Origin of the sequence: Kitasatospora purpeofusca (assembly GCF_042691725.1) — a bacterium.
Lineage (GTDB): Bacteria > Actinomycetota > Actinomycetes > Streptomycetales > Streptomycetaceae > Kitasatospora > Kitasatospora purpeofusca_B.
Genome location: NZ_CP170483.1, coordinates 8,200,253 through 8,225,443, shown reverse-complemented (window position 1 = coordinate 8,225,443; position 25,191 = coordinate 8,200,253). Strand labels below are relative to the sequence as shown.

Sequence of the window (25,191 nt, the reverse complement as noted above, 5' to 3'; positions counted from 1 at the left end):
CCTCCACGCCACCCGTGTGTCCGTTCGCTGTTACGGAGCGTCATCCCCTTGATCACCACCCGTGGTGTCGACGTGCGCGTCGCCGCCCGCCTGCTGCTGTCCGACGTCACCCTCCACATCGCCCCCGGCGACCGCATCGGCCTCGTGGGCCGCAACGGCGCCGGCAAGACCACCCTGCTCGCCACGCTCGCCGGGCGGCTGCGCCCGGCCGCCGGCACCGTCACCCGCACCGGCCCGGTCGGCTTCCTCGCGCAGGACTCCCGCGCCGCCGACCCGACCATGACCGTCACCGGGCGGATCCTGTCCGCGCGCGGCCTGGACACCGCCGTCCAGGACCTGCGCGCCGCCGAGAGCGCCATGGCCGCCGCCGGCGACGAGCGCGCGCAGCGCCGCGCCATGGCCGCCTACACCCGGGCCGAGGCCGAGTTCCAGGCCCGTGGGGGCTACCCGGCGCAGGCCCAGGCCGCCCGGGTCGCGGCCGGCCTCGGCCTGCCCGAGCGGGTGCTGGACAGCCCGCTCGGCACCCTCTCCGGAGGCCGGCGGCGCCGGGTCGAGCTGGCCCGGATCCTCTTCGCCGACCACGGCACCCTGCTGCTCGACGAGCCCACCAACCACCTCGACGCGGACGCCGTCGGCTGGCTGCGCGGCTACCTGGCCGGGTACCCGGGCGGACTGGTGCTGATCAGCCACGACGTGCCGCTGCTCGCCGGCACCGTCAACCGGGTGTTCCACCTGGACCCGCAACGCGCCACGGTCGACGTCCACAACACCGGCTGGGCCGCCTACCTGGCGCAGCGCGCGGCCGACGAACGCCGCCGCGCCCGCGAGCGGGCCAACGCCGAGCGCAAGGCCGCCGCCCTGCACGCCCAGGCCGACCGGATGCGGGCCAACGTGGCGACCGCCGTCTCCGCCCGCTCGATGGCCCGCCGGGCCGACCGGATGATCGCCGCCCTCGAACCCGTCCGCCAGGCCGAGCGCACCGCCCGCATCCGGCTGCCCGAGCCGGCGCCCTGCGGCCGGATGCCGCTCGGCGCGGTCGGCCTCGCCAAGTCGTACGGCGGGCGCGCCGTGCTCGACGGGCTCGACCTCGCCGTCGACCGGGGCAGCCGGCTCGTCGTGCTCGGTCCCAACGGGGCGGGCAAGACCACGCTGCTGCGGATCCTGGCCGGCCGGGAGGCCGCGGACGGCGGGCGCGTCGTCCCCGGGCCCGGACTGCGGCTGGGCTACTTCGCCCAGGAGCACGACACCCTCGATCCGCAGCGCACCGTCCGGGAGAACCTCGCCGCAGCCGCGCCGGGGCTCACCGACGGTGAGGTGCGGCAGGTGCTCGGCGCGTTCCTGTTCCGGGGCGACGACGCCGACAAGCCCGCCGGGGTGCTGTCCGGCGGCGAGAAAACCAGGCTCGCCCTGGCCGGGCTGGTCCACTCGGGAGCCAATGTGCTGCTGCTCGACGAGCCGACCAACAACCTCGACCCGGCCTCGCGGGCCGAGGTGCTGGCGGCGGTGGGCGGCTACCCGGGCGCGATCGTGCTGGTCACCCACGACCCGGGGGCGGTCGGGGCGCTGCGGCCGGACCGGGTCCTGCTGCTGCCCGGCGGGGACGAGGACCTGTGGAGCGAGGACTACCTCGACCTGGTCACCGTGGGCTGACGTCCCCGCCCCCGGGAGGCGTCGCGGCTTGCGGGCCACGGCTTGCGGGCCTCGATGAGGAACCGGGCGGAGTGGGCGACGAACGGCCCCTCCGCCCGGATCAGGGCGTCCAGCTCGCGCAGCCGCGCCCAGTGCGCCTCGACGGTGAAGCCCGGCACCATCCAGATCACCTTGCGCAGGAACCAGACCACCGCGCCGATGTCCAGGAACTCCACCCGCAGCCGCGCGGAGCGCAGGTCGACCACCTCCAGCCCGGCGGCCCGCGCGGCGTCCGCGGCGTCCTCCGGCCGCCGGGCCCGGCGTGCCTCCGGCTGCGGCCCGAGGAAGAACTCGACCAGCTCGAACACCGAGGCCGGCCCCACGTGCTGGGCCAGGTAGCTGCCGCCGGGGCGCAGCACGCGGGCGATCTCCGCCCACCACACCGTCACCGGGTGACGGCTGGTCACCAGGTCGAAGGCGTCGTCGGCGAAGGGCAGCGGCGGCTCGTCCGGGTCCGCCACCACGACCGCGCCGAGCGGGTGGAGCACCGCGGTCGCCCGGGCGGCGTTCGGCGGCCACCCCTCGGTGGCGGCCATCGTCCGCGGGAAGCGGTCCGCCACCCCGGCGAGCACCTCCCCGCCGCCGGTCTGCACGTCCAGTGCCGCCGAGGCGAGCGCCAGCCGCTCCCCCAGCAGCCGCTGGTAGCCCCAGGACGGGCGCTCCTCGGTGGCCCGGCCGTCCAGCCAGGAGAAGTCCCATCCGTCGACCGGGGCCCCGGCCGCCTCGTCCACCAGCTCCTCGAACGAACGCTCCATGCCGCCCATCCTGCCCCGTCCGCCTCCGACGCGCCCTACAGCTGGGCGGCGATCAGCTCGTTGCCGCAGAGGTCCCGGAAGTGCAGCGGCCTCCTTGCCCGGGCCGGTTGTGCCCGCCGGTCAGGGTGTCGTGCAGAACACCGAGGCCGAGAGGGTGCGAGGTCCGTCCGACCCGTTCGTCCCCTGGACCGTCCAGCCCGTCGCCGTCGGGGCCGATCCGTTCAACAAGGCGTCGAGGCCGATGGATCCGCCGCCGCCGGTCGGCACCTGCCCGGCGGGGCATTCCGCATGGGCCGTTCCCACCGCTCCGGCCTCCACCGTGGTGCTGCCCACCTCGAGGGTGGGCTGTGTGTCGGAGCAGACGGCAAGCCCCCGGACGTACGACAGAGGGGCGTCCGGGTCGTAGTCCGTGTACTTCGCCCCCACCGACCATGCCCTGATATTCGCCCAGTCCGACCACATGACGTACGTTCTGGGGCCGGCCTGGACCCCACCGCCCACCACGTACCGGGAGTTGCCGCAGCCGGCCCCGGGCGCCGAGTTGAAGTCCCCCGGCTGGATGGAACTGTCCGGTCCGACGTCGTACGTGATGGTGTTGTCCGTCGTGCAGATCACCCGGGGGTGCACCGTCTGCACCTGGTCGCTGCCGTTGTAGGCCTGCACCACCCATCTGTTCCGCGCCGGGTCGGGAGCCGATTGCCTGAAGAAGACCGGGGCCAGGGGGTCGCTCTCGACCGTCGCGCCTCCCCCTGTGGGCGTCGTTCCCTGCGGGCAGTACGCCGCCGCCGTCCCCTCCCTCCCGGGGTAGAGGATGATCGGGTGGCCCGGCTCCTGGGTCACACCGCGGGTCGTCGATCTCTCGGTCCCGTCGGCCCAGGCGGACGGGGCCAAGACGGGAAGCACTGCGGCAAGACACACACTGGTCGCCAGTGCGGTGGTTCGGAAACGTCGCGTTCCCATCATTGCGACCTCCTCGTGATCCGGTCGGAGGGCAGGCGTTCCCCGCCGTATGACCGGGGAGGGCGGTGATCGCCCGGATGCACCCGCTCATTCACCCGTGCGGAGAAGACGGCTCCCCCCGCCCCGCCCGGCGGGCGGCGACCGTCCAGGCGGCGGTGACGGCGCGGTGGGCCTCGGCGGTGGCTTCCGCGGTGTCGGCCGGCAGGTGCAGCGGGGCGCCGAGGTGGACGTGCAGGGCGGGTCGGCGGAGCGGGGCGGTGGCCACGCCGGCGAGCTGTTTGAGCGGGCCGCCGGAGGTCAGCCGGCGGGACCCGGCCTGGCCGAGCGGGACGACCGGCGCGCCGGTGGCCCGCGCCAGGCGGGCCAGGCCGCTGCGGAACGGGCCGGGCGGCAGCTCACCGGAGTCGCGGCGGCGCGGCAGCCCGCCCTCGCCGTAGATCAGCACGACCCGCCCGGCCGCCAGGGCCTCGGCCGCCGCGTCGAGCGACTCCGCCGCCCGCGCGGTGCCCCGGTGGACGGCGATGTGCCCCTCCCGGCGCAGCGCCGGCCCGAGCAGCGGGACCCGCCAGAGCCCGGCGGTGGCCAGGACGACCGGCCGCGCGCCCAGCCGGTGCAGGGCGGCGAGGACGACGGCGGGGTCGGCGAGCGAGGTGTGGTTGGCCGCCACGATGCTGCCCGGCGCGGGGCGGCAGGCACCGGCGGTGTCGGCGGTGATGTGCAGGCGGCCGAAGGCGGGCAGCAGGAGGGCGGAGGCGCGGCTCAGCATGGCGGTGGCGTGGGTCCTCGGTGACGGCGGTACGGGTCCTGCGGGCCAGTCTGCGCGGGACCGCCGGGCAACGCCTGAGTACCCGTACTCAGCAGGGTCCGGGTACCGCTCCGGGCCGCGCGCAGCCGCTCGCCGCGCGCGGACGGCCGACCGGGCCTAGGCTCGAACGAATGAGGCGACTGGACGTCATCGACCGGGCCCTGTTCCACCGGGTCGCCGCGGCCCACCGTCCGTTCGGAACCGGGTCGCCGGCCGGTGTCTGGCTGCGCCGGCTGAGCCGGGCCGCCGACCACGGGATGCTCTGGTTCGGCACGGCCGCCGTGCTCGGGGCCGTCGGCGGGCGGGCCGGACGGCGGGCGGCGCTGCGCGGGGTGAGTTCGCTGGTCCTCGCCTCCACCGCCGCCAACATCGCGGCCAAACAACTGACCCGCCGCCCGCGCCCCCCGCTGGGCCCGGTTCCGGTGCCCCGGCGGCTGCTGCGTCAGCCGGTCACCACCTCCTTTCCCTCCGGCCACTCCGCCTCGGCCGCCGCCTTCGCCACGGCCGTCGCGATCGAGTCCCCGGCGGCCGCCGCCCTGGTCGCACCGGCCGCACTGGCCGTCGGCGCCTCCCGGGTGTACACCGGCGCGCACCATCCGGGCGATGTGCTGGCGGGGTTCGCCCTGGGCTCCGCCCTCGCGGTGCTCACGCTCCGATGGTGGCCCCGGGCCTCCCATCTGCGGCCGGCCGCCGGGCCGCCGCGCCGCCCGGCCCCGGCGCTCCCCGGCGGGGCGGGCCTGTGCGTGGTGGTCAACTCCGGTTCCGGAAGCGGCGCGTTGTCCGCCGACGACCCCGAGGAGACGGCCGCCGCGCTGCGCGCCCTGCTGCCCCGGGCCGAGGTCGGGCTCTGCGGGCCCGACGACGACCTGCCCGCCCTGCTCACCGAGGCCGCCGACCGGGCCGCGGCGGCGGGCGGGGCGCTCGGGGTCTGCGGCGGGGACGGCAGCGTCAACCTGGCCGCCGGACTGGCCGTCGAACGCAACCTGCCGCTCGCGGTCTTCCCCGGTGGCACCCTCAACCACTTCGCGCTGGACCTCGGCATCCACGGCATCGAGGCGACGGCGGCCGCCGTGACCGCCGGCCACGCGTGCGGGGTGGACCTCGGCCTGGCCGCCGACGACACCGAGCGCCGGCACTTCCTGAACACCTTCAGCCTGGGCGTCTACCCCGAACTGGTCCGGCTGCGCGAGGAGTTCGAGGACCGGCTGGGCAAGTGGCCGGCCCTCGCGCTGGCGACCGCACGGGTGCTGACCACCGCCGAGCCGGTCACCGTCCGGGCGGGCGGGCGCGAGCGCCGGCTCTGGCTGCTGTTCGCGGGCAACGGCGTCTACGACCCGCCGGGCTTCGCGCCGACCCACCGCAGCGGGCTCGCCGACGGCCTGCTGGACGTCCGGGTGGTCGACGGCGGACGGCCGTTCGCCCGGACCCGGCTCGCCGCCGCCTTCCTGTCCGGCACGCTCGCCCGCTCCCGGGTCTACCACGCCGCCCGGATCCGGGCCCTCGACCTGGACGCCCTGGGCGACGCCGAGCGGATCGCCGTCGACGGCGAGTCCGTGCCCGCGGCCGGCGCGCTCCGGCTGGCCAAGGCCCCCCGGGCGCTGACCGTCTACCGGCCCGAGGCGCGCTGAGCACACCCCTTCGGAAACTCCCGGGACGGGCCGGCCGGGGCTTCGGTAGCGTGGCCGCATGGACGAGCCGACCGGCCCGAGCGCCGCACCGACCGCCGGGCCGGACCGGTCCGTCGCCCGCTTCTACGACCGCCTGGCCGCCGACTACCACCTGGTGTACGCCGACTGGGAGGCGAGCGTGACCCGGCAGGGCGCGAGCCTCGACGCACTCCTGCGCGCCCGGCTCGGCGACGCCCCGGCGGACGTCCTCGACTGCGCGTGCGGCATCGGCACCCAGGCGATCGGGCTCGCCGCGCGCGGCCACCGGGTGACCGGCACCGACCTCAGTGCGGCGGCCGCCGCCCGGGCCGCGCGCGAGGCTGCGGCACGCGGGCTGCGGCTGCCGACCGCGGCCGCCGACATGCGCCGACTCCCGTGCGGCGACGGTCGGTTCGACGCCGTCGTCTGCGCGGACAACGCACTGCCGCACCTGCTCGCCGCGGCGGACGTGCGCGCCGCTTTCGCCGAACTGCACCGGGTGCTGCGCCCCGGCGGCCTGCTGCTGCTCTCCACCCGCCCGTACGACGAACTGCGGCGCGGCCGGCCGACGTCCACGGCGCCCCAGGTGTCGACGGACGCCGGCCGGCGGACCGTCACCTTCCAGCTGTGGCACTGGCACGAGGACGGCGAACGGTACGACCTGGAGCACTTCCGGCTCGCGCACCGGGACGGCGGGGAGGGTGCGGGAGGCGAGGACCGCGAGGACTGGGGAGCGGTGAGCGTGCACCGCACCTCGTACTGGGCGCTCACCCACGATCAGCTCAGCGGGTTCGCCGCCGAGGCGGGGTTCACCGCGGTGGAGTGGCAGCCGCCCGCCGCGACCGGCTTCTTCCAGCCGGTCCTGCTCGCCCGTGCCGCCGGGCCCGGCGGCACGGGCAGGTCGGCGGACTGATCGCCGCCGGGACCAGCCGACCCCGCTGCCCGCAGCAGGACGCCGCCATTGGTGGATCGCGACCACCCCGGCGGAGATCGCCGGGGAGCCCAACGGCCTGCGGGCGCTGTCACTGCTCGAACCGGCGGTAGGGCCGCACCCGATGGCGGGACCGATCGGCTGAGCCCGCGGATCGGGGAACCGGCGGCCGTCCTCAATGATCACCTCCGGCGTCGGGTGGGGTTCCGGCCGCCCCGAGCGGTCCGCGGAATCCCACCCCTTGCCGGCGCCGCAGCAGCACGATCTCGATCACCGCGGTCGCGGTGACCCCGACCGGGCCCGCCAACAGCGCGACCAGCGCCGGGCCGTGGGTGGAGGTGCCCTTCGTGTCGACGAGCAGGACGTGCCCGAGCGCGGTGAGCCAGACCAGCGGCACCGCGACCAGGGGCCTGACCAGGGGGTGCGCGCGCACGGCGAAGGAGTTGCGGTGCACGAGGTAGAGCACGCACACGTTGAACGGTGCCAGCCACAGCAGCAGCAGGCCGGCCAGGGGGAGGAAGGCCGATCGCATCATGACGACGAACACGACGGCGGTGAACACCCCCACCAGCAACGGCCGTACGATCAGCCGCCCCACCTGCCGCCGGGTGCCCGGATAGGCCAGCACGACCAGCGGCACGCAGCCCAGCAGCAACGCGATCGGGCCGGTGAGCAGCATGACGACGCTGTCCACGCCGAGCACTTCGGTGAGCAGGTCACCGGAGGTCCAGGTGCCGGTGACCGTGCGGACGAGGTACAGGACGATGCCGAGGCCGAGGAGGGCCCGCAGCGTCAACAGGCGTTCGACGACCGGGTCGAGCGCCTCCGCGGCGATCCTGGTCACGACCGGCTGGACGGCGGGGCCGAGGTACTCGGCGCCGACGGCGGCGGTGACCCCGGAGGCGGTCAGCCGCATCATCCGGTACGGCCCGTAGACCAGCCTGGCCAGCCGCCAGGGCAGCAGCACGTCCAGGACCAGTTCGTGCCGCTCCCGCGGCGGCGGCGGTGGCGTGCGGTAGGGCGGCCGGTCGTAGGCCGCCGCCAGTTCGGCGGGCGATGGCGACACCGTCACAGGCCCTTCCCCTCCCCCGGTCCGGCCGGAGCCTGACCGTAGGAGCACTGTGGCAGCGCACCCGTGGCCGCGCAATCCGGTTTACCGGCTCCGCGAACCAGTCGGATGATCATTTGTCCGCCGGGGCGAAATCCCCGAAATGCCTAACGACGGAGCCAGACCGGCAACACGCACCCCAACCCGTTCGGGTGACATTCCTATCCCTGACGCCACCCCACTATCTAGGGTTCGAAGCACCGTTGGTCCACGAAGGGATATGCATCATGTACCGCACCGTCCGTACCTTCGCCGTCCTCATCGCCGCCGTCGGCGCCGTTTCCCTGCCCACCCAGGCCTTCGCCGACGAGGTGACGGTCAACACCACGACCATCACCGTCATCGGCACCGGCAACCAGCTCGCCGGCGGCGAGATCACCAACGTGGGCGGCGACGCCATCATCGGCTCGTTCGACGGCATCGACGTCCACTGATCCCACCGTTCCATCGAACCCGCACCGCCCGCGCCCGTCCCAGGCGCGGGCGGTGCCGCGCGCCCGGCCGGTCGGCGTGGTCGGGCGCGGGCGGCCGGCGTCGCCCCGCGTCAGGCCCGGCCGCCGAACTGCCAGCGGTGGACCTCGACGGCGGCGTAGCGGTGCGCGGTGAGGACGGTGCGGGCGGCGTGCGGGTCGGGGGCGCGCAGGAGGGCGGCGGTACCCAGCCAGGCGCTGCCGTCGTCGGAGAGGAGCGGACCGTAGGCGATCAGCTCGTCGCGTTCGGGCGGCGGGGTGAGGTCGGCGGCCGCACCGGTGCCGAGGCCGAGCACCAGGTAGCGGTTGCCGCCGGTGCGTCCGCCGGGAAAGTCCGCCATGGTGCGCCCCAGGAGGTTGCGCCACCGCCGCAGCAGGACGTCCCGGTAGACGCCCGCCTGGTAGCAGGGCTCGTCGAAGGCGAAGGCGCGGGCGGCGGCGGGGTCCGGCAGGTCGAGGATGTGGACGCTGCCGGTGGGGGCGCCCTCGGCCTCGCCGTCGGCGAGGGTGGGGCCGCGGGCGATCATCTCCGCGGCGAACCCGTCCATGTAGGACCAGTGCTCCTCGCGCAGGTCGTGGCGCAGCGCCGACGAGTGCGGCCGGTCCCGGTGGTGGACGAAGAACTCCATGCGGGCAGGGTGCCGCCTCGGGGTCAGCGCGTCGACCCGATTTCCGCGACGGCCTCGACGACCCGGCCCGCGGCGCGGGCGCGGGCCCGGCAGGACGGTTCGCGCAGCGCCCCGCGGATCGCTGCGGCCAGGCGTCGGCGGTGAGGTCGGCGAGGGGCCTGACGTGGGGTGAGGGTCAAGGGGCGGTCACGCCGTCGTACGCCCGGCGGGCCCGTTCGACGCGGTCCAGGTTGGCGGCGGACCACTCCGCCAGGCCGGCGAACAGCGGGGCGAGGCTGCGCCCGAGATCGGTGATCTCGTACTCGACCCGCGGCGGCACCTCCGCGTGGTAGGTGCGCCGGACCAGGCCGTCGCGCTCCAGCTGCCGCAGCCGCTGGGTCAGCACCTTGGGAGTGATGGCGGCGACCCTGCGCTGCAGTTCGACGTACCGCTGGCGGCCGTACTCGTTGAGCGTCCAGAGGATCGGGGTGGTCCAGCGGCTGAAGACCAGGTCGACGACCGGGCCGATCGGGCACGCCAGCGCCGGGTCCGCCGGGCGCCCGTCCGCCGACCCGCCGGCCTGCCATTCCATGCCGCTCACCCGTCCCGCCCCTTCGACACCGGGTCACTTTCCTCTAGGTACCTACTGTACGCACCCTGTTAGCGTCGTTCCGCGAGCCCGGGGACAGCGTCCCGGGCGACGTCAACTCCCCTTCTCCGAGCGGCCGTCCGGCCGTTCTCTCTCATGCTGTTGTCAAGGAACGAGGAAGACATCGTGATCGTGGTGACGGGTGCGACGGGCACCATCGGGCGGCCGTTGGTGGGTGCGCTGGCGGCGGCGGGCGAGCGGGTGACGGCGGTGTCCCGCCGTCCCGGGGACGGCACGCTCCCGGCGGGCGTGCGACATCACCGGGCCGACCTCGCCGAGGCCGGCGGCCTCGCGCCCGCACTGGACGGGGCCGACGCGCTCTTCCTCCTCCTCTCCGGTGAACTGCTGCTGGACGACGCCGGCGCCGCGCCGGACGCGCTGCTCGGCGCCGCCGTGGCCGGCGGGGTGCGCCGGGTGGTCCTGCTCTCCTCCCAGGCGACCGGCACCCGGCCGCAGGCCGCCTCGCACGCCCGGCTGCGCGCGTTCGAGGAGGCCGTCCGCCGGTCCGGGCTCGACTGGACGATCCTGCGGCCCAGCGGCTTCCACTCGAACGCCTTCGCCTGGGCGGAGCCGGTCCGGGCGCGGCGCACGGTGGCCGCGCCGTTCGGCGACGTCGCCCTGCCGACGGTGGACCCGCAGGACCTCGCCGAGGTGGCCGCGGCCGTCCTGCGCGGCGACGCCGCCACCTTGCCGGAGGCCTCCGCCCACGCCGGCCGGACGTACGTGCTGACCGGGCCGGCGCCGGTGTCGCCGCGCGAGCAGGCCGCCGCGCTCGGGGACGCGCTCGGCGAACCGGTGGCGTTCGTCGAGCTGAGCCGTGAGGCGGCCCGCGGCCACCTGCTGGCGGTCATGCCGGAGGGCGTCGCGGACGGCACGCTCGACATCCTGGGCGAACCGACCGCCGCCGAACGGCAGGTCAGCCCCGACGTCGAACGGCTGCTCGGCCGCCCGGCCACCCCCTTCGCCGCGTGGGCCCGCCGGAACGCCGCCGCCTTCCGGTGACCGGGCCCTACGGCCGCCCGGACCGCGCCGCCGCCCCGGGCCGGCTGTCCGGCGGAGCACCACCCGCTCAGGTCTCGCGCTGCGGGTGGTACTCCGCCTCGGTTATGCCGAACGTCCAGGCCACCGCGGCGCGGGCGGTGCGCGTGCCGGGCGGCACCCGCAGCCAGTAGGTGCGGAAGGTGCCGTCCGGCTCGGCGGTCGAGTTGACCACCTCGACCATCACCACCGGCTCGTCGTCGGGCAGCTCGATCCGCCAGAGCACACCGGTCTCGTCCTGGTGCACCGGGACGGCGCCGGAGTCGGCCAGGTACCGCTCGTAGCCGTAGTGCTCCAGCAGGACGCGGCGCAGCTCGGCGTTCTCCTCGGTGCGGATCCGCTCGACGGTGACGGCACCGAGCCCGGCGAGGAACTCGGCGGGCACCGGCATGCCCCGCCAGGCGTGCAGGGCGAAGCCGTCGGAGTACGCCAGGGCCGGGCCGTCGGCGCGGTCGAGCCGGCCCGCCTCGTCGCGGTGCAGCGCCACCGGACGCTCGCTGACCAGCACCACGTCCGCGTACGGCCACCACCAGCCGACGCCGCGCGCGACCTCCGCCAGCGCGGTGATCGCCTCGCCCGCGGGGCCGCCCGGCGCGTCCGGCGACGGCCCGAGCACCCCGGCCGCCTCGAAGGCGGCGAACCAGGGGGCGTCGTGCTGGCCGCGGACGGCGTCGAGCAGCGCGATGCGGGCGGCGATCCGGCGCTCGCGGGCGGCCTCGACCACGTCGTCCTCGTCGTTCTCGGTGTCCGGCTCGGGCGCGAGCCGGTCGAGGACGGCGCCGCGGATCCGGTCGGCGAGCACGTTGGTCACCGGGCCGAGTTCGCCGCCGGTCAGCGCCCACAGCGGCGCCCAGCCGAGCGCGCCGGTCCGCTCGACGGCCTGTCCGCGCACCGCGTCCCAGGGCAGGGTCCGGACCGCCTCGCGCACCGTCACCGCGCCCGCCGCGCGCAGCTCCAGTGCCGCCTCGGCAGCCACCAGCGGCGAGCCGAACCACCGGACGGCGGCGGGCTCGGCCAGGCCCACGGCCCGGTAGGCGGCCCGCACCGCCCGCTCGACGTCGGCCCGGTCGGCCGGGCCGGTGGCGGCGGCCGCCGCCCGCCAGCGGGCCGTCACCTCGGCGGGCCCGCCCGCCACGGGGGCCGGTGCCGTCTGTCCAGTCACCATCACACTCTCCGTTCCCGCCCGGGCACCCCGCCCGGCCGCGCCGCGGGCGCCGCGCGCCCGCCCTCGTCCGTTTCCCTCGTCCGCGCGCCCCGGCGCGCGCCGCCGTCCGTCAGTCCGCGACCACGCGCACCGCGCCCGGCACGTACTCGCGCTGGCGGACCACCCGGTACCAGCCCTTGGGCAGCGGGATCGCCGCGTGCTCCTCGTGCACCACCCGGCCGCCCTCCGGCAGGTGCAGCCACGCCGCGCCGAACGGCCCCGCCTCGCGCCGCAGCTCCCCCGGGCCGACCACGGCGTGCGCGTGCCCTGTGACCTCGCCCAGCGCCAGCACCAGCCGGCCCCGCGCGTCCCGGGGCTGCGCGGCCAGCGCCCCCACCCGGACCGGCACCGCCGGCTCCTCCACCGGCACCATCAGCACATCTCCCTGGCGAAACATCAGCTCTCCCTCGCCGACTCGACGACGCATCCCAATCCCACGTCCCGGACCATAGGGCAGGGGTCTGACAACGGCGCCCGGTGCCCGGGTGGCGGCCGTGCCGGACGGGGCCGGCGAGGTGTGCGGGGAGAGGCGTGCAACGCGCCGGGGCGACGCCCCGGGCACCGAATTGTCGGTCCGGGCTGGTAGACACTTGTTCGGCCCGCACCGACCCCCCGAGGAGCAGCGCATGACGGTCAACAACCACATCGAGGAGTTCCACGACCTTCCCGTCTTCGACTTCGTCGCGGCCGTCGACGAGGGCGCAGCCCTTCCCGAGCCCGCCGCCGTGGCCTGGAAGATCGCCGTCGAGTTCGAGGCGGACCAGGACTGGTCCGCGCGCTGGCAGCAGTTCCTGGACCGGGTGGACACCGCCCGGGTGACCGCCGTGGTGGTCGGCGAGTGGTCGCAGGACGGCCCGGAGAGCTTCGCCGGTCCGCTGGCCGCGATCCTCGGCGCCGCCGGGCGGCTGCCCGCCCTGCGCGGCCTGTTCATCGGCGACATCACGTACGAGGAGAGCGAGATCTCCTGGATCGACATGGTCGACGTGACGCCGGTGCTGACGACCTTCCCGCTGCTCACCGAACTGGTGGTGCGCGGCGCCGCCGACGAATCGGTCGAGGGCGACGGCATGGCGCTCCAACCGGTGCGGCACGAGCACCTGCGGGCGCTGCGGTTCGAGTCCGGCGGCCTGCCCGGCAAGGTGCCGCGGGCGGTCGCGGCGAGCGAGCTGCCCGCGCTGGAGCGCCTGGAGTTCTGGCTCGGGGTGCCGGGCTACGGCGGCTCCACCCGGCCGGCCGACCTGGAGCCCTTCCTGGACGGCGCGCGCTTCCCCGCGCTGCGCCACCTCGGCCTGCAGAACAGCGAGTTCCAGGACGAGATCGCCGCCGCTCTCGCGCACGCCCCGGTGGTGCCCCGGCTGGAGTCGCTGAACCTGTCGATGGGCGTGTTCACCGACCAGGGCGCGACGGCGCTGCTGGAGGGCCAGCCGCTCACCCACCTCAAGGCCCTCGACCTGCACCACCACTACCTCACCGACGCCATGCAGCAGCGGCTGCGCGAGTCCCTGCCCGGGGTGGCGATCGACCTCTCCGGGGCCGGCAAGCCCGACGACCAGTGGCGCTACGTCGCCGTCGCCGAGTAGCCCGCGCGCCCGGCCGGTCGCCACGCCGTCCGTCCGCTTCCCGTACCCGCTCCAGTACCAGCACCAGCCATGCCGCCCAGGGGGGCACCCGTGTTCATCACCGACCTCGCCGACCGCTTCCTCCACCTGCCGGTCGTCAACCTCTCGCTCAACGAGCCCGGCCGGCACCAACGGCGCGCGCTGACCGACGAGCTGCCGGCGGCGGACGCCGCCGCCTGGCGGCTGTCCGTCGGCTACGGTTCGAAGCAGGGCTTCGACGAGCTCTGGTCGGCCTTCCTCGCCGCGGTCGACCCGGCCGCCGTCCGCGCCCTGCTCATCGGCCCCTGGTGGGTGCGGGACTATCTGCCGGTGCGCGAGACGCTCGACCGGATCGTCGCCGACGCCGAGCGGTTCCCCGCCCTGGAGGCGCTCTACATCGCCGATGTGACCTCCGAGGACTGCGAGATCTCCTGGCTGGAGATGTCGGACGTCACCCCGGTCCTGAAGGCGTTCCCGCAGCTCACCGAACTGGTGGTGCGCGGCGGCAACGGCCTGCGGCTCGACCCGGTGCGGCACGACCGGCTGACCGCCCTGCGGTTCGAGAGCGGCGGGCTGCCCGACGACGTGGTGCGGGCGGTCGCGGCGAGCGAACTGCCCGCGCTGGAGCGTCTGGAGCTGTGGTTCGGCGTCGACGAGTACGGCGGCGACGCGACGATCGACGACATCGCGCCGATCCTGGCCGGCACCCGGCTGCCGTCACTGCGCCACCTCGGCCTGGAGAACAGCGAGTTCCAGGACGAGATCGCCGCCGCCGTCGCGCACGCCCCGGTGGTGCCGCAGCTGGAGTCGCTGAGCCTGGCGATGGGCGTGCTGAGCGACGAGGGCGCGGCCGCGCTGCTCGACGGCCAGCCGCTCACCCACCTCAAGGCCCTCGACCTGCACCACCACTACGTCACCGACGCCATGCAGGAGCGGGTGCACCAGGCCCTGCCGGGCGTGGACGTCGACCTCTCGGAGGCCGAGGAGGACGACGAGGACGAGTGGCGCTACGTCGCGGTGGCCGAGTAGGCGGCGCCGATGCTGACGACGAACCCCCAGAGCGCCGGCCGGGCCCGGGCACCGCACCCGGCCCGGCCGGAGCACCGGCTCCCGCCGGACGGGCGGCTGACCGTGCTCGGCAACCCCGGCCATCGCCGGGTGACGCTGTTCGCGGCCGCCGCCCGGGCCGCCGGGCTGCCCGAGCCCGCCGTCCTGCCCTGGCTCGACCTGCTGCGCGGCGGTGCGCACTGGCTGCCCGAGGGCACCGTGCTGCGGATCGAGTCGCCGGGCGAGGAGGAGGCCGTGGACGCGCTGCTGCGCGGACCGGCGCTCGGCGCGCAGTACGCGCCGACCCGGGTCGAGGGCGGCGCCGCCTGGTACGCCGGGATGACGGCCGCGCTGCGCGCGCTGGCCGGCGCCCCCGGGGTGCGGCTGCTCGGGGACCCGGAGGAGATCGCCGTGATGTTCGACAAGCGGCGGGCGCACGCGCTGCTGTCGCGCGCCGGCGTGCCGGTGCCGCGCGCCCTCGACGGGGCGGCCGTCACGGGCTGGGAGGACCTCCGCACCCGACTGGACGCCGCCGGGCTGCGCCGGGTCTTCGTCAAACCGTCCCACGGCTCCTCCGCGTCGGGCGTGGTGGCGCTGGAGTTCGGTCCGCGCGGCCAGCTGCGGGCCACCACCTCGGTGGAGCTCGCCGACGGACGGCTGCACAATTCGCTGCGGGTCCGCCGCTACCAGGAGGAGCGGCTGGTCGCGGAGCTGGTCGACCGGCTCGCCCCGGACGGCCTGCACGTCGAGCAGTGGGTGCCGAAGGCCTCCCAGGCGGGCCGGTCGGCCGATCTGCGGGTCGTCGTGGTCGCCGGGCGAGCCACCCACGCGGTGGTCCGCACCAGCGCCCAGCCGATGACCAACCTCCACCTCGGCGGTGCCCGGGGCAGCCTGGAGCTGGCCCGGGAGGCCGCCGGACCGGCCTGGCCGGACGTGCTGGAGACGGCGGAGCGGGCGGCCGCCTGCTTCCCGCACTCCCCGATGGTCGGCGTCGACGTGCTGCCGACCGCGGCGTGGCGGCGGGCGGTGGTCGGCGAGGTCAACGCCTTCGGCGACCTGCTGCCCGGCCTCACCGGCCTGCCCGGCGGCCCCGCCGAGGGCCTCGACACCTATGCCGCCCAACTCGCCGCGCTCGGCGCGCCGGCACCCCCGCCCCCTCCGCCACCACAGACACAGACACAGACACAGACACAGACACAGCCGAACCCGCCGATCCACCCACGTACGGAACAGCCCCGATGAACCACCACCCCAGCGCCCACACCGCCGCGGCCCACCCGGCCGAGTCCCCCGACATGAACGCCGTGGTGGGCAGCCACGACCTGCTGCTCGTCACGCTCGACACCCTGCGCTTCGACGTCGCCGAGGAGCTGGCCGCCGCCGGACGGATCCCCCACCTGGCGGCGCACCTGCCCGGCGGGCGCTGGGAGCGGCGGCACTCCCCCGGCAGCTTCACCTACGCCGCCCACCAGGCGATCCTGGCCGGCTTCCTGCCGACCCCGGCCTCGCCCGGCGGGCCGCACCCCCGCCTGTTCGCCGCCCGGTTCGCCGGTTCGGAGAGCACCGCGCCGCGCACCTGGGTGTTCGACGCCCCGGACCTGCCGGGCGCGCTCGCCGCCGCCGGCTACCGGACGGTCTGCATCGGCGGCGTCGGCTTCTTCAACAAGCAGGGCCCGCTGGGCTCGGTGCTGCCCGGGCTCTTCCAGGAGAGCCACTGGTCACCGGAGATGGGCGTGCCCTCGCCGACCTCCTTCGAGGAGCAGGTCGCCCGCGCCGAGCGGGTCACCGCCGAACAGCCCGCCGGACAGCCGCTCTTCCTCTTCGTCAACGTCCCGGCGCTGCACCAGCCGAACTGGTTCCACCTGCCCGGCGCGACGCGCGAGCACGGCGACAGCCGGGCGAGCCACGCCGCCGCCCTGGAGTACGTGGACGCCCACATCGGCCGGCTGTTCGCGGCGATGAGCGCCCGCCGGCCGTGCTTCGCGATCGTCTGCTCGGACCACGGCACCGCCTACGGCGAGGACGGCTACACCGGCCACCGGATCGGCCACGAGGTGGTCTGGACGGTGCCGTACGCCCACTTCACGCTCCCCGCGAGCACCCCGCCGTCCGCCACGCCCGCCGAGGAGACCGCATGACCACCGCCCCCGCCCGGCCGGCGCACGACACGACCCCCGCCCCCGGGCCCGCACCGGCGGCCGGGCCGCCGTACACGCCCCCGTACCGGTCGTACGTCTACGCCTACCCCCACAAGACCGCCTACCGCGAGCTGCCCGACCGCCCGCCGCTGCGCGAGCTGTGGGAGGGCGAGGCGCAGCACGCGCTCTCCCTCTACCTGCACATCCCGTTCTGCGAGGTGCGCTGCGGCTTCTGCAACCTGTTCACCCGGATCGGCGGTCCGGACGGCCTGACCACCGCCTACCTGGACGCCCTCGACCGGCAGGCGGGCGCCGTGCGCGCGGCGCTGGACGAGGGTGCCCGGTTCGCGCTCGCCGCGTTCGGCGGCGGCACCCCCACCTATCTGAGCGCCGCCGAGCTGGAGCGGCTCTGCGACATCGCCGAGCACCGGATGGGCGCCGACCTGCGGGCGGTCCCGCTGTCGGTCGAGGCCTCCCCCGCCACGGCCACGGCCGACCGCCTCGCGGTGCTGGCCGAGCGGGGCACCACCCGGCTGAGCCTGGGCGTGCAGTCCTTCGTGGACGCGGAGGCCCGCTCGGCGGTCCGCCCGCAGAAGCGCGCCGAGGTCGAGGCCGCGCTGGGCCGGATCCGCGACGCCGGGTTCCCGGTCCTCAACATCGACCTCATCTACGGCATCGACGGCCAGACCGAGGCCAGTTGGCTCCACTCGCTGGACGCCGCGCTGGCCTGGCAGCCCGAGGAGCTGTACCTCTACCCGCTCTACGTGCGCCCGCTGACCGGCCTCGCCCGGCGCGGGGAGGCGGAGAGCCCGCTCCAGTGGGACGCCCGCCGGCTCGCGCTCTACCGGGCCGGCTGCGACCACCTGCTCGCCCACGGCTACCAGCAGGTGTCGATGCGGATGTTCCGCCGGGCGGCCGCCCCGCAGGCCGGGATGAGCGAGTACGCCTGCCAGACCGACGGCATGGTCGGCCTCGGCTGCGGCGCCCGCTCCTACACGTCCCGGCTGCACTACTCCTTCGACTACGCGGTGGACGCCACCGAGGTGCGCCGGATCATCGACGACTACGTGGCCACCGAGACGTTCGACCGCGCGGTGGTCGGCCGGGCGATGACGCCGGCCGAGGCGCGGCGGCGGCACCTCGTGCAGTCGCTGCTCCAGGCCGAGGGACTGGCGCTCTCCGACTACCGGGCGCGTTTCGGCAGCACGCCGGCCGAGGACTTCCCGGCCGAGCTGGCGGCGTTCGCGGCCCGCGGCTGGCTCGTGGACGGCACGGACGCCGCCCTTCGGCTGTCCCCGGAAGGCCTCGCGCACTCGGACGCGGTCGGCCCGATGCTGTTCTCGCCCGAGGTGCGCGCGCTGATGGCCGAGTACGAGGCGAAATGACCTTCCTCGGCATGCCCGCCACCGGCCCGGCCGTCACCGCTCTCCCGGCCTCCGCCGACGGCCCGGCCGGACAGCCCCTCGACCTCAGCATCCTCTACCGGGGCCCGCTGGCCTCCTGCGACTACGACTGCCCGTACTGCCCGTTCGCCAAGCGGCGCGACACGCCGGGGCAGCTGCGCGCCGACCGTGCCGCGCTGGAGCGGTTCACCGGCTGGGTGGCCGAGCGCGCCGGCACCGGCGACACCGTGTCGGTGCTGTTCACCCCCTGGGGCGAGGGGCTGGTGCGGTCCTGGTACCGCCGGGCCCTGGTCGAGCTGAGCCGGCTGCCGCACGTCCGGCGGGTCGCCATCCAGACCAACCTGAGCTGCCGCACCGGCTGGCTGGCCGAGGCGGACCTCGACACCCTCGCGTTCTGGGTCACCTACCACCCCGGCCAGGTCGACCACGACCGCTTCCTCGCCAAGTGCCGCGAACTCGACGCCCTGGGCGCGCGCTACAGCATCGGGGTGGTGGGGCAGCCCGAGCACCTGGCGGCCGCCCGGCGACTGCGCGCCGAGCTGCCCCCGGCGGTCTACCTCTGGATCAACGCCGCCGAGGGGTACACCTACACCGACGAGGAGGCGGCCGACTGGACCGCCCTCGACCCGCACTTCGGCTTCAGCCGGCACGCCCACCCCAGCGCCGGCCGCCCCTGCCGGACCGGCGAGTCGGTGGTGTCGGTCGACGGCGACGGCACCGTCCGCCGCTGCCACTTCGTCCGCGAGGAGCTCGGCAACCTCTACGACGGCTCCTACCGCGCCCGACTCGCCCCGCGCGCCTGCCCGCTGCCGGTCTGCGACTGCCACATCGGCTACGTGCACCTGGAGACCCTGCCGCTGTACGACGTCTTCGCGGGCGGCGTCCTGGAGCGCATACCGCACACCCGGTGACGCCCCGCCACACGGGAAAACCGGTTGCGGGGCGGCCACACCGCGTGACACGGTGATCGCGAAGGCGATCCACGATCCCAGGGAAAGGGCTGCTCATGGCAGGCTGCGCCGAACCGGGCCTGGTGCTCGGCGACTTGTCGGTCCGCACGTCGACCGGGGAGCCACGTCTCGTCTGACCCACCGTTGTTCCCCTCCTCGTCGGCGTGTTCTTCGTGCCCATCCGCACGTTCGACCACGAGGAGTCCCGGTGTCCGCGACCATCCGCACCGACGCCAGCACGACCGTCACCGCCGTCACCACGTTCACCACCGTCACCACGCTCACCCCTGCCGCTGCCCTCACCGCCCGCTGGCACAGTGAGAACGGCACACCGCCGCCCGGCCGCGTCGTCCTCGCCGACGACCGGCTGCGGGCCGACACCGCCCACCACCTGGTCTCCGAGGACACCGCCCTGCTCTGGCAGGGCGACTACCACGGCGCCCGTCAACTGCTCTCCGCCCTCGCCCGCCGGGCGGACCGCGAGGCGCGCGGAAGCGGAAGGCGAACCGCCCGCCCGGCCACCCCGGGCGAGGCCTTCCGGGAGCAGCGGCGCCATCAGGCCCGGGCCGCGGGCCTGCTCGGCCGCCTCGTGGTGCGGCTGGAGGCCGACCACGCCCTCCTGCTGCGCCGCGCACCCGACGTCCGGCAGGCCTGCCGGGAGGCGTACGGCCCGCCCGATGGCCCCCGGGTGGTCGCGCTGCGGGAACTGCTCGGCGTCCTCGGCGCGCGGCAGTGGCGCGAACGCGGCGTGCACGTGCCCGCGCTCGGCGCACGCGTCCACCCGCACTACGGCGTGTTCTCCCCGGTCCGCGGCGAGTACGTCGACCTGGTGGCCCGGGCGCCGCTGCCCGCCGCGCTCGGCCCCGGCACCGCGCCCGGCCCCGGCACGGCGTTCGACCTCGGCACCGGCACCGGAGTGCTGGCCGCCGTACTGGCCCGACGCGGGGTCGGACGGGTGCTGGTCACCGACGTCAACCCGGGTGCCCTGGTCTGCGCCCGTGACAACGCCCGCCGCCTGGGCCTGGCCGACCGCATCCGACCGGCCGGCACCGGCCTCTACCCGCCGGGCGGCAGGCGGGCCGGCCTGGTGGTCTGCAATCCGCCGTGGCTGCCGGCCGAACCCACCTCCGCGCTCGAACAGGGCGTGTACGACTCCGGCGGCCGGATGCTGCACGGCTTCCTCGACGGGCTGGCGGAGCGGCTCGCACCCGGCGGCGAGGGCTGGCTGGTCCTCTCCGACCTCGCCGAGCACCTGGGTCTGCGCTCGCGCGCCGATCTGCACAGCGCCTTCGCCGCCGCCGGCCTGCGCGTCGTCGGCCGCCTCGACGCCCGCCCCCGGCACCCCCGCGCGACCGGGGCGACCCGGCGCACCGGTGTCCGGGGCGGCGATCCGCTCGGCGCCGCCCGGGCCGCCGAGGTGACATCGCTCTGGCGGCTCGCCCCGGTGTGACGCCCCGTCGCCCGCCGGACACACCGGGCGATACCGGCCGCCCCGCGAGCGTCCGGCAGGCGTCTGCCGTGGCCGACGGCGGTCCGGCGTACCTACGCTGGAAGGACGAGGAGGCGATCAGCATGCTTGGAGACGCACCCCTGGTGGCGATCATCCCTGCCGCCGACCTGGCCCGGGCGAGGACCTTCTACACCGACACCCTGGGCCTCAAACTCACCGACGCCGGTCCGGAGGGCGACCTGACCTTCGAGTGCGGAGGCACCGAGTTCGGCATCTACGAGACACCCAGCGGCGGCCAGGCCGCCCACACCCTGGCCAGTTTCAAGGTCCCCGACCTGGACACGGAGATGGCCGCACTGCGCGGGAAGGGCGTCGTGTTCGAGGAGTACGACCTGCCCGGGCTGAAGACCGTCGACGGCGTGGTGGAGGCGGAGGGCATGCGCGCCGCCTGGTTCAAGGACAGCGAGGGCAACATCCTCTGCCTGAACGAGCGGAGCACCGGCTGACGGCCGCCGGCTCCGACACCTGGGCGCCCGGCCGGGACCGATCCGGCCGGGCGTCGGCGTGCCCGTCGCCGTCCGGCGGGGCGCGCCGGATCCGGCCGCCGGACATCACGGATTCGCGACCGAAATGGTCCGCATGCGGATTTCCCGACCGCACGATCCACCCGCCAGTCGTCCGACTTGCCCGTATATAACCCTCGATGCCCGCTATTCATCACTTCATCGGCAAAGGGTGATTCATGAGCCGACGCCCGACCCGTACCCCCGACGATCGGCGGGGTTCGCCGACCGGGATTTGACGTCGGCCGATCACCCCGGGGATAGTCCATTCCGGGCCGACCGGGCGATACCACCGATCTCCTGCTCGGGGGCGAGGAGACCGGGGGCGCCATGCAATTTCCGAAGGCCATCGGGACCGTGCTGGCGGCCGCTCTGAGCACACCCCAGGCACCGGTCGGCGCCACCCCGACGGAACTCGTGGAGCCGGCTGCGGCCGTCGCACGCGCCATGGCGGGGGACGAATCGTTCCTCCAGATCGTCGCGCACCAGGACGACGACATCCTTTTCATGAACCCGGACCTGAACCGGCAGTACGCGGCGCCGTCCGTGACCGTCTACCTGACCGGCGGCGAGACGACGGACCCCCGGTTCCCCAGCCCGTGCGCCTATTCGGAGAGCCGGGACGCCGGCGCCCGGGCCGCGCACGCCCGCCTGGCCGGGGTGGCCGAACCCACCTGGAACACCGCCGCACTACGGCTGACCAGCGGAAAGAGCGTCCAGGTGGACACCTTGGACCAGGCCCCGCAGATCCAGCTGGTGTTCCTCAGACTGCACGACGGCGGCGACACCAACTACCCCGCCGGCGGCGGCCGGGCCACCCTGGACACCCTGTTCGCCGAGGGCCCGGGCGGGCGGTCCCACCAGGCGACCCTCGGCAGCCTGCCCGCGGACGGGGTGTGCGACCTCGCGTACGCGCACCAGACCTACACCCACGACGAGCTCGTGGCCACGCTGGCCGAACTGATGGAGCGGTTCCGCCCGACCGTGCTGCTCACCCAGGACCCGCGGGTACCGAGGGGCTACGACCGCAATCCGCTCAATCCCGCCGATCACACCGACCACATCGCCGCCGCGCGATTCGCCGGAAAGGCCGCGCTCGGTTATCACGGACCGGACGGCAGCGGTCGGGTGATACTCCGGAACTACCGCGACTACAACGTCCGCATGGACCCGCCGAATCTGCCCGCCAGTACCGCGAAGGAGAAGAAGAAGACCTTTCTCGCCTATCTCGGGCCGAAGCGGCCGACGGCCGGCGGCGGATATTCCGGCAAGTACGACCCCCAGCCGAATCCGGACGAGGCGAATTTCTACGCGGACTTCCCGTCCCGGCAGTATCCGCGCTGGTCGAACGGCACCGCCTGGGCGGCCCAGGACGCCACCGGCGCACTGAACGCCTTCGCGGTGCTCGACAACCGGGTGCAGACCTGGCGCGAGTCCGAGCCGGGCGGCGACTGGGGCGGCCCGGTGCCCGTCCCCGGCGGCGAGGGCCTCGCCGCCGCGCTCGGCGTGGTGCGGGACGCCGCCGGGCTGATCCACCTGTTCGGCATCCGGCTGAGCGACGACCAGGTCGTCACCGCCGCCCAGAGCTCGCCGGACAGCTGGGGCGAGTGGACGGTGCTCGGCAACCCCGACCCCGCCACCCCGGGGTTCATCGGCAGCCCCGTCCCGGTCCTCGGCGGCGACGGGCGGCTGACCGTCTTCGTCCGCAACGCCGGCGGCGGTGTCAGCGCGCTGGGCCAGTCGCCGGGCGGCGGCTGGCCGACCACCTGGGCCGACCTCGGCGGCACCCGGGTGCGGGACGGCCTGGCCGCCGCCCTCACCACCGACGGCCGGATCGAGCTGTTCGCACCGACCAGGGAGGGCATCGGGCACTGGCGCCAGTCGGCGCCCGGCGGCCCCTTCGCCCGGGACACCGCCTTCCTCGGCCCGGCCCCGGCCGGACCGGTCACCGCGGGCCGCGCCGCCGACGGCCGGCTGGAGCTCTTCTTCCACCAGGCCGGCACCGGCCAGGTCGTCACCCGCTACGTGCGGCCGAACGGTTCCTGGACCACCACGCCCGAGCCGCTGGGCGGCCCGAGCGGCCTGGAGGGCGTCGCCGCGGTGACCGGGAGCGACGGCCGGACGACCGTGGCCATCCGCAACGGCGCCGGCGGGATCAGCGTGGCGTCGCTGTCGGCGTCCGGACGGGGCTTCACCGCGCAGTGGTCCGACCTCGGCCGACTGATCGTCGGCGCGCCGACCGTGGCGCTCGACGCCGCCGGCCGCCGCGTCGTCCTGGCGCTCGGGCCGGACGCCGTCCTGCGCACGGCGCGGCAGACCGACCCGGGACCCGACAGCCCCTTCGGCGGCTGGCAGCCGGCCGGGGGCTGACCCCGGCCCCGGCCCCGGGGCCGACTCCCCGGGACCGACGCCCGCACCGGCGAGCCGCCTCACTCCTCCGCGGCGAGCCCCGGGACGGCGGAGTCGAGCGCAAGGGTGAGCTGGTCGAGCAGCGCGCGCAGGGCGGTGAGCTCCTCGACGGGCAGGCCGGTGGCGGCGAGCAGGCGGCGCGGCACCCGGCCGGCCCGCTCGCGCAGGGCCGAGCCCTCGTCGGTGAGACCGACGGTGACCGAGCGCTCGTCCTCGGCGCTGCGCTCGCGGCGCACCAGACCGGCCGCCTCCAGCCGCTTGAGCAGCGGGGAGAGGGTGCCGGAGTCGAGCCGCAGGTACGCGCCGATCCGCTTGACCGGCAGCTCGCCGTGCTCCCAGAGGACGAGCATCACCAGGTACTGCGGGTAGGTCAGGCCGAGGTCCTTGAGCAGCACCCGGTAGACGCCCCCGAAAGCGCGGGAGGCGGCGTTCAGCGAGAAGCAGATCTGCCGGTCCAGGAGGAGCGGATCGGCGTCGTCGGGCAGGTCTGGCAGCTCGGTCGGCTCGGTCATGGATCCATGGTAGCGACGCCGCACACGCGATTCAGTTGTGCACAATTGAATTGCGTGCTCTACTTGTTTCCGGCAGGCGGCCCGCCCGGGCCGTCCGACCGGCACTTCGTACGCAGGACGGAAGGGAACGGACATGGACGCGCTCTACACCGCGGTCGCCACCGCCAACGGCCGGGAGGGCCGCGCGGTCAGCTCCGACGGGCAGCTCGACCTCGCCCTGGCGATGCCGCCCGGCCTCGGCGGCAGCGGCCGGGGCACCAACCCGGAGCAGCTGTTCGCGGCCGGCTACTCCGCCTGTTTCGCCAGCGCGCTGAGCCTGGTCGGCCGGCAGTCGAAGGTGGACACCGGCGACATCTCGGTGACCGCCGAGGTGTCCATCGGCCGCGACGGCGAGGCCTTCGGCCTCTCGGTGGTGCTGCGGGTGGAGCTGCCCGAGGCGCTGGCGGGCGAGACCGGCGAGCTGCTGGTCAAGAAGGCGCACGAGGTGTGCCCCTACTCCCGCGCCACCCGCGGCAACATCCCGGTCGAGCTCGTCGTCGAGTGACGCAGGCCGGTCATCGCCGGGGCCCGTCGCGCAGATCGCGCGGCGGGCCCCGGCGCGTCACCCGTCACCCGCCGACCGTCACCCGCCGGGCCCCTCGGGCGGATACGGCGGCGGCTTCGGCGAAGGCGGCGGCTCGGGCGAAGGCGGAGTCGGGGGTGAGGGCGGCGGCGCACCGGCCGCCGGTCCGCCGCCCGTGGAGCGCAGGACGTCCAGGCGGTGCCGGTACTCCTCGGCGTCGATCTCACCGCGCGCGAACCGCTCCGCGAGCACCTGCTCGGGCAACGGCACCGGCGGCGCCCCGCCCACCGGACCCGGCGGATGCGCGGCCCACGCCCCCTTGGGCGGCGGCCCGGCCGCCCTCGACTGCCGGACCAGGACCACCACGACGGCCGCCAGCGCCAGCAGGACCAGCAGCAGCCCCAACGCCATCAGCCCCAGGCCCCAGCCCCCGAACCCATGGCCGTAGCCATGGCCGTTCCAGTGCGTCATCACGACCTCCTCACCACCCCGGTGCACGGGCGGCGGCCGTGACGGCCGACCCGTACCGGGGCGATCGGCGCCTCACCACCATCGTGCGCCCGCGCCTGTCGGAGCGGCGTGAGGAAGCAGATGGGAGGAAGCAGGCGGGAGGGATCAGGTGAGGGACCAGGCGTGCGGAAAGCAGGCGCGAGGGGCCGGGGCACCGGCCGGCACGCGCCCTCCCGCCCCGGAAAC

At 75.6% G+C, this 25,191-nt stretch carries 25 protein-coding genes; 15 read left to right on the top strand and 10 right to left on the bottom strand.

Annotated features, from left to right (window positions below; translation table 11 throughout):
• The first annotated feature begins 48 nt into the window (after nt 1-48).
• Nucleotides 49-1,650 carry an ABC-F family ATP-binding cassette domain-containing protein gene (locus ACFCLZ_RS35480; RefSeq protein ID WP_380282014.1) on the top strand — a complete coding sequence of 534 codons (1,602 nt, stop codon included), beginning with the start codon at nt 49-51 and terminating at the stop codon, nt 1,648-1,650.
• On the opposite strand, the gene ACFCLZ_RS35475 is transcribed toward ACFCLZ_RS35480, so the two are convergent.
• The 3 genes from ACFCLZ_RS35475 to ACFCLZ_RS35465 all read right to left on the bottom strand — a co-directional run bounded on the left by ACFCLZ_RS35475 (nt 1,623) and on the right by ACFCLZ_RS35465 (nt 4,170).
• The gene (locus ACFCLZ_RS35475) at nt 1,623-2,444 is read right to left on the bottom strand and encodes a class I SAM-dependent methyltransferase (RefSeq protein ID WP_380282013.1); all 822 of its coding nucleotides are present in this window, start codon (nt 2,442-2,444) and stop codon (nt 1,623-1,625) included. The two genes, ACFCLZ_RS35480 and ACFCLZ_RS35475, sit on opposite strands and share 28 nt — an antisense overlap.
• A 120-nt stretch (nt 2,445-2,564) precedes the next feature.
• Complete coding sequence (locus tag ACFCLZ_RS35470; protein ID WP_380282012.1) at nt 2,565-3,284, bottom strand: hypothetical protein; 720 nt, start codon at nt 3,282-3,284, stop codon at nt 2,565-2,567.
• Nucleotides 3,285-3,495: 211 nt separating this feature from the next.
• Entirely contained in the window at nt 3,496-4,170 is a 675-nt protein-coding gene (locus ACFCLZ_RS35465) for a lysophospholipid acyltransferase family protein (RefSeq protein ID WP_380282011.1), read from the bottom strand.
• 170 nt (nt 4,171-4,340) lie between these two features.
• Here ACFCLZ_RS35465 and ACFCLZ_RS35460 point away from each other — a divergent pair, with 170 nt between their 5' ends.
• Together ACFCLZ_RS35460 and ACFCLZ_RS35455 are read left to right on the top strand one after the other, a co-directional pair.
• Nucleotides 4,341-5,837 (top strand): bifunctional phosphatase PAP2/diacylglycerol kinase family protein, encoded by a 1,497-nt coding sequence (locus ACFCLZ_RS35460; RefSeq protein ID WP_380282010.1) that lies wholly within the window; start codon nt 4,341-4,343, stop codon nt 5,835-5,837.
• Between the two features lie 58 nt (nt 5,838-5,895).
• Nucleotides 5,896-6,768, top strand: a complete 873-nt coding sequence (locus ACFCLZ_RS35455) for a class I SAM-dependent methyltransferase (protein WP_380282009.1) — start codon at nt 5,896-5,898, stop codon at nt 6,766-6,768.
• A gap of 193 nt (nt 6,769-6,961) precedes the next feature.
• Here the strand turns inward: ACFCLZ_RS35455 and ACFCLZ_RS35450 are convergent, their stop codons facing one another.
• Nucleotides 6,962-7,858, bottom strand: a complete 897-nt coding sequence (locus tag ACFCLZ_RS35450) for a hypothetical protein (protein ID WP_380282008.1) — start codon at nt 7,856-7,858, stop codon at nt 6,962-6,964.
• A 263-nt stretch (nt 7,859-8,121) separates the two neighbouring features.
• Here ACFCLZ_RS35450 and ACFCLZ_RS35445 point away from each other — a divergent pair, with 263 nt between their 5' ends.
• Nucleotides 8,122-8,328: a hypothetical protein gene (locus tag ACFCLZ_RS35445; RefSeq protein ID WP_350562979.1), complete on the top strand. Its 207-nt coding sequence runs from the start codon at nt 8,122-8,124 to the stop codon at nt 8,326-8,328.
• A 110-nt stretch (nt 8,329-8,438) separates the two neighbouring features.
• Here the strand turns inward: ACFCLZ_RS35445 and ACFCLZ_RS35440 are convergent, their stop codons facing one another.
• Together ACFCLZ_RS35440 and ACFCLZ_RS35435 are read right to left on the bottom strand one after the other, a co-directional pair.
• A complete protein-coding gene (locus tag ACFCLZ_RS35440) occupies nt 8,439-8,993 on the bottom strand; it encodes a YciI family protein (protein WP_380282007.1) in 555 nt (184 codons plus the stop codon).
• Between the two features lie 175 nt (nt 8,994-9,168).
• Nucleotides 9,169-9,564, bottom strand: a complete 396-nt coding sequence (locus ACFCLZ_RS35435; RefSeq protein ID WP_380286381.1) for a winged helix-turn-helix transcriptional regulator — start codon at nt 9,562-9,564, stop codon at nt 9,169-9,171.
• A 183-nt stretch (nt 9,565-9,747) separates the two neighbouring features.
• Here ACFCLZ_RS35435 and ACFCLZ_RS35430 point away from each other — a divergent pair, with 183 nt between their 5' ends.
• Nucleotides 9,748-10,623, top strand: a complete 876-nt coding sequence (locus tag ACFCLZ_RS35430) for an SDR family oxidoreductase (protein WP_380282006.1) — start codon at nt 9,748-9,750, stop codon at nt 10,621-10,623.
• Between the two features lie 67 nt (nt 10,624-10,690).
• Here ACFCLZ_RS35430 and ACFCLZ_RS35425 read toward each other — a convergent pair whose 3' ends face one another.
• On the bottom strand, nt 10,691-11,824 hold the full coding sequence (locus tag ACFCLZ_RS35425; RefSeq protein ID WP_380282005.1) for a DUF6745 domain-containing protein: 1,134 nt from the start codon (nt 11,822-11,824) through the stop codon (nt 10,691-10,693).
• A gap of 109 nt (nt 11,825-11,933) precedes the next feature.
• Nucleotides 11,934-12,260, bottom strand: a complete 327-nt coding sequence (locus ACFCLZ_RS35420) for a hypothetical protein (protein ID WP_380282004.1) — start codon at nt 12,258-12,260, stop codon at nt 11,934-11,936.
• A gap of 229 nt (nt 12,261-12,489) precedes the next feature.
• Here ACFCLZ_RS35420 and ACFCLZ_RS35415 point away from each other — a divergent pair, with 229 nt between their 5' ends.
• From ACFCLZ_RS35415 to ACFCLZ_RS35375, 9 genes are all read left to right on the top strand, one after another.
• Entirely contained in the window at nt 12,490-13,443 is a 954-nt protein-coding gene (locus tag ACFCLZ_RS35415) for an STM4015 family protein (RefSeq protein ID WP_380282003.1), read from the top strand.
• 69 nt (nt 13,444-13,512) lie between these two features.
• The gene (locus tag ACFCLZ_RS35410) at nt 13,513-14,490 is read left to right on the top strand and encodes an STM4015 family protein (RefSeq protein ID WP_380282002.1); all 978 of its coding nucleotides are present in this window, start codon (nt 13,513-13,515) and stop codon (nt 14,488-14,490) included.
• A 9-nt stretch (nt 14,491-14,499) separates the two neighbouring features.
• The gene (locus tag ACFCLZ_RS35405) at nt 14,500-15,750 is read left to right on the top strand and encodes an STM4014 family protein (protein ID WP_380282001.1); all 1,251 of its coding nucleotides are present in this window, start codon (nt 14,500-14,502) and stop codon (nt 15,748-15,750) included.
• A gap of 53 nt (nt 15,751-15,803) precedes the next feature.
• Nucleotides 15,804-16,646: an STM4013/SEN3800 family hydrolase gene (locus ACFCLZ_RS35400; protein WP_380286380.1), complete on the top strand. Its 843-nt coding sequence runs from the start codon at nt 15,804-15,806 to the stop codon at nt 16,644-16,646.
• Nucleotides 16,643-18,031 carry an STM4012 family radical SAM protein gene (locus ACFCLZ_RS35395; protein ID WP_380282000.1) on the top strand — a complete coding sequence of 463 codons (1,389 nt, stop codon included), beginning with the start codon at nt 16,643-16,645 and terminating at the stop codon, nt 18,029-18,031. The genes ACFCLZ_RS35400 and ACFCLZ_RS35395 overlap by 4 nt, the downstream gene beginning before the upstream one ends.
• Entirely contained in the window at nt 18,028-18,960 is a 933-nt protein-coding gene (locus tag ACFCLZ_RS35390; RefSeq protein ID WP_380281999.1) for an STM4011 family radical SAM protein, read from the top strand. The genes ACFCLZ_RS35395 and ACFCLZ_RS35390 overlap by 4 nt, the downstream gene beginning before the upstream one ends.
• A 247-nt stretch (nt 18,961-19,207) precedes the next feature.
• Entirely contained in the window at nt 19,208-20,449 is a 1,242-nt protein-coding gene (locus tag ACFCLZ_RS35385; RefSeq protein WP_380281998.1) for a methyltransferase, read from the top strand.
• A gap of 122 nt (nt 20,450-20,571) precedes the next feature.
• Nucleotides 20,572-20,955: a VOC family protein gene (locus ACFCLZ_RS35380; RefSeq protein WP_380281997.1), complete on the top strand. Its 384-nt coding sequence runs from the start codon at nt 20,572-20,574 to the stop codon at nt 20,953-20,955.
• 387 nt (nt 20,956-21,342) lie between these two features.
• On the top strand, nt 21,343-23,382 hold the full coding sequence (locus ACFCLZ_RS35375; protein ID WP_380281996.1) for a PIG-L family deacetylase: 2,040 nt from the start codon (nt 21,343-21,345) through the stop codon (nt 23,380-23,382).
• A 59-nt stretch (nt 23,383-23,441) separates the two neighbouring features.
• Here the strand turns inward: ACFCLZ_RS35375 and ACFCLZ_RS35370 are convergent, their stop codons facing one another.
• Nucleotides 23,442-23,933: a MarR family winged helix-turn-helix transcriptional regulator gene (locus tag ACFCLZ_RS35370; protein WP_380281995.1), complete on the bottom strand. Its 492-nt coding sequence runs from the start codon at nt 23,931-23,933 to the stop codon at nt 23,442-23,444.
• Between the two features lie 133 nt (nt 23,934-24,066).
• On the opposite strand from ACFCLZ_RS35370, the gene ACFCLZ_RS35365 reads away from it, so the two are divergent.
• The gene (locus ACFCLZ_RS35365; protein ID WP_380281994.1) at nt 24,067-24,477 is read left to right on the top strand and encodes an organic hydroperoxide resistance protein; all 411 of its coding nucleotides are present in this window, start codon (nt 24,067-24,069) and stop codon (nt 24,475-24,477) included.
• Nucleotides 24,478-24,555: 78 nt separating this feature from the next.
• Here the strand turns inward: ACFCLZ_RS35365 and ACFCLZ_RS35360 are convergent, their stop codons facing one another.
• Nucleotides 24,556-24,966: an SHOCT domain-containing protein gene (locus ACFCLZ_RS35360; protein ID WP_380281993.1), complete on the bottom strand. Its 411-nt coding sequence runs from the start codon at nt 24,964-24,966 to the stop codon at nt 24,556-24,558.
• Between the last annotated feature and the right edge of the window lie 225 nt (nt 24,967-25,191).

What these genes read in the sequence shown, in the direction of transcription:
- ACFCLZ_RS35395 (WP_380282000.1), top strand. Translation starts at nt 16,643, where the DNA reads ATGACCACCGCCCCCGCCCGGCCGGCGCACGACACGACCCCCGCCCCC.
- ACFCLZ_RS35440 (WP_380282007.1), bottom strand. Translation starts at nt 8,993, where the DNA reads ATGGAGTTCTTCGTCCACCACCGGGACCGGCCGCACTCGTCGGCGCTG.
- ACFCLZ_RS35445 (WP_350562979.1), top strand. Translation starts at nt 8,122, where the DNA reads ATGTACCGCACCGTCCGTACCTTCGCCGTCCTCATCGCCGCCGTCGGC.
- ACFCLZ_RS35460 (WP_380282010.1), top strand. Translation starts at nt 4,341, where the DNA reads ATGAGGCGACTGGACGTCATCGACCGGGCCCTGTTCCACCGGGTCGCC.
- ACFCLZ_RS35405 (WP_380282001.1), top strand. Translation starts at nt 14,500, where the DNA reads ATGCTGACGACGAACCCCCAGAGCGCCGGCCGGGCCCGGGCACCGCAC.
- ACFCLZ_RS35455 (WP_380282009.1), top strand. Translation starts at nt 5,896, where the DNA reads ATGGACGAGCCGACCGGCCCGAGCGCCGCACCGACCGCCGGGCCGGAC.
- ACFCLZ_RS35410 (WP_380282002.1), top strand. Translation starts at nt 13,513, where the DNA reads ATGCCGCCCAGGGGGGCACCCGTGTTCATCACCGACCTCGCCGACCGC.
- ACFCLZ_RS35425 (WP_380282005.1), bottom strand. Translation starts at nt 11,824, where the DNA reads ATGGTGACTGGACAGACGGCACCGGCCCCCGTGGCGGGCGGGCCCGCC.
- ACFCLZ_RS35400 (WP_380286380.1), top strand. Translation starts at nt 15,804, where the DNA reads ATGAACGCCGTGGTGGGCAGCCACGACCTGCTGCTCGTCACGCTCGAC.
- ACFCLZ_RS35370 (WP_380281995.1), bottom strand. Translation starts at nt 23,933, where the DNA reads ATGACCGAGCCGACCGAGCTGCCAGACCTGCCCGACGACGCCGATCCG.
- ACFCLZ_RS35475 (WP_380282013.1), bottom strand. Translation starts at nt 2,444, where the DNA reads ATGGAGCGTTCGTTCGAGGAGCTGGTGGACGAGGCGGCCGGGGCCCCG.
- ACFCLZ_RS35435 (WP_380286381.1), bottom strand. Translation starts at nt 9,564, where the DNA reads ATGGAATGGCAGGCCGGCGGGTCGGCGGACGGGCGCCCGGCGGACCCG.
- ACFCLZ_RS35415 (WP_380282003.1), top strand. Translation starts at nt 12,490, where the DNA reads ATGACGGTCAACAACCACATCGAGGAGTTCCACGACCTTCCCGTCTTC.
- ACFCLZ_RS35360 (WP_380281993.1), bottom strand. Translation starts at nt 24,966, where the DNA reads ATGACGCACTGGAACGGCCATGGCTACGGCCATGGGTTCGGGGGCTGG.
- ACFCLZ_RS35390 (WP_380281999.1), top strand. Translation starts at nt 18,028, where the DNA reads ATGACCTTCCTCGGCATGCCCGCCACCGGCCCGGCCGTCACCGCTCTC.
- ACFCLZ_RS35465 (WP_380282011.1), bottom strand. Translation starts at nt 4,170, where the DNA reads ATGCTGAGCCGCGCCTCCGCCCTCCTGCTGCCCGCCTTCGGCCGCCTG.
- ACFCLZ_RS35365 (WP_380281994.1), top strand. Translation starts at nt 24,067, where the DNA reads ATGGACGCGCTCTACACCGCGGTCGCCACCGCCAACGGCCGGGAGGGC.
- ACFCLZ_RS35420 (WP_380282004.1), bottom strand. Translation starts at nt 12,260, where the DNA reads ATGTTTCGCCAGGGAGATGTGCTGATGGTGCCGGTGGAGGAGCCGGCG.
- ACFCLZ_RS35380 (WP_380281997.1), top strand. Translation starts at nt 20,572, where the DNA reads ATGCTTGGAGACGCACCCCTGGTGGCGATCATCCCTGCCGCCGACCTG.
- ACFCLZ_RS35375 (WP_380281996.1), top strand. Translation starts at nt 21,343, where the DNA reads ATGCAATTTCCGAAGGCCATCGGGACCGTGCTGGCGGCCGCTCTGAGC.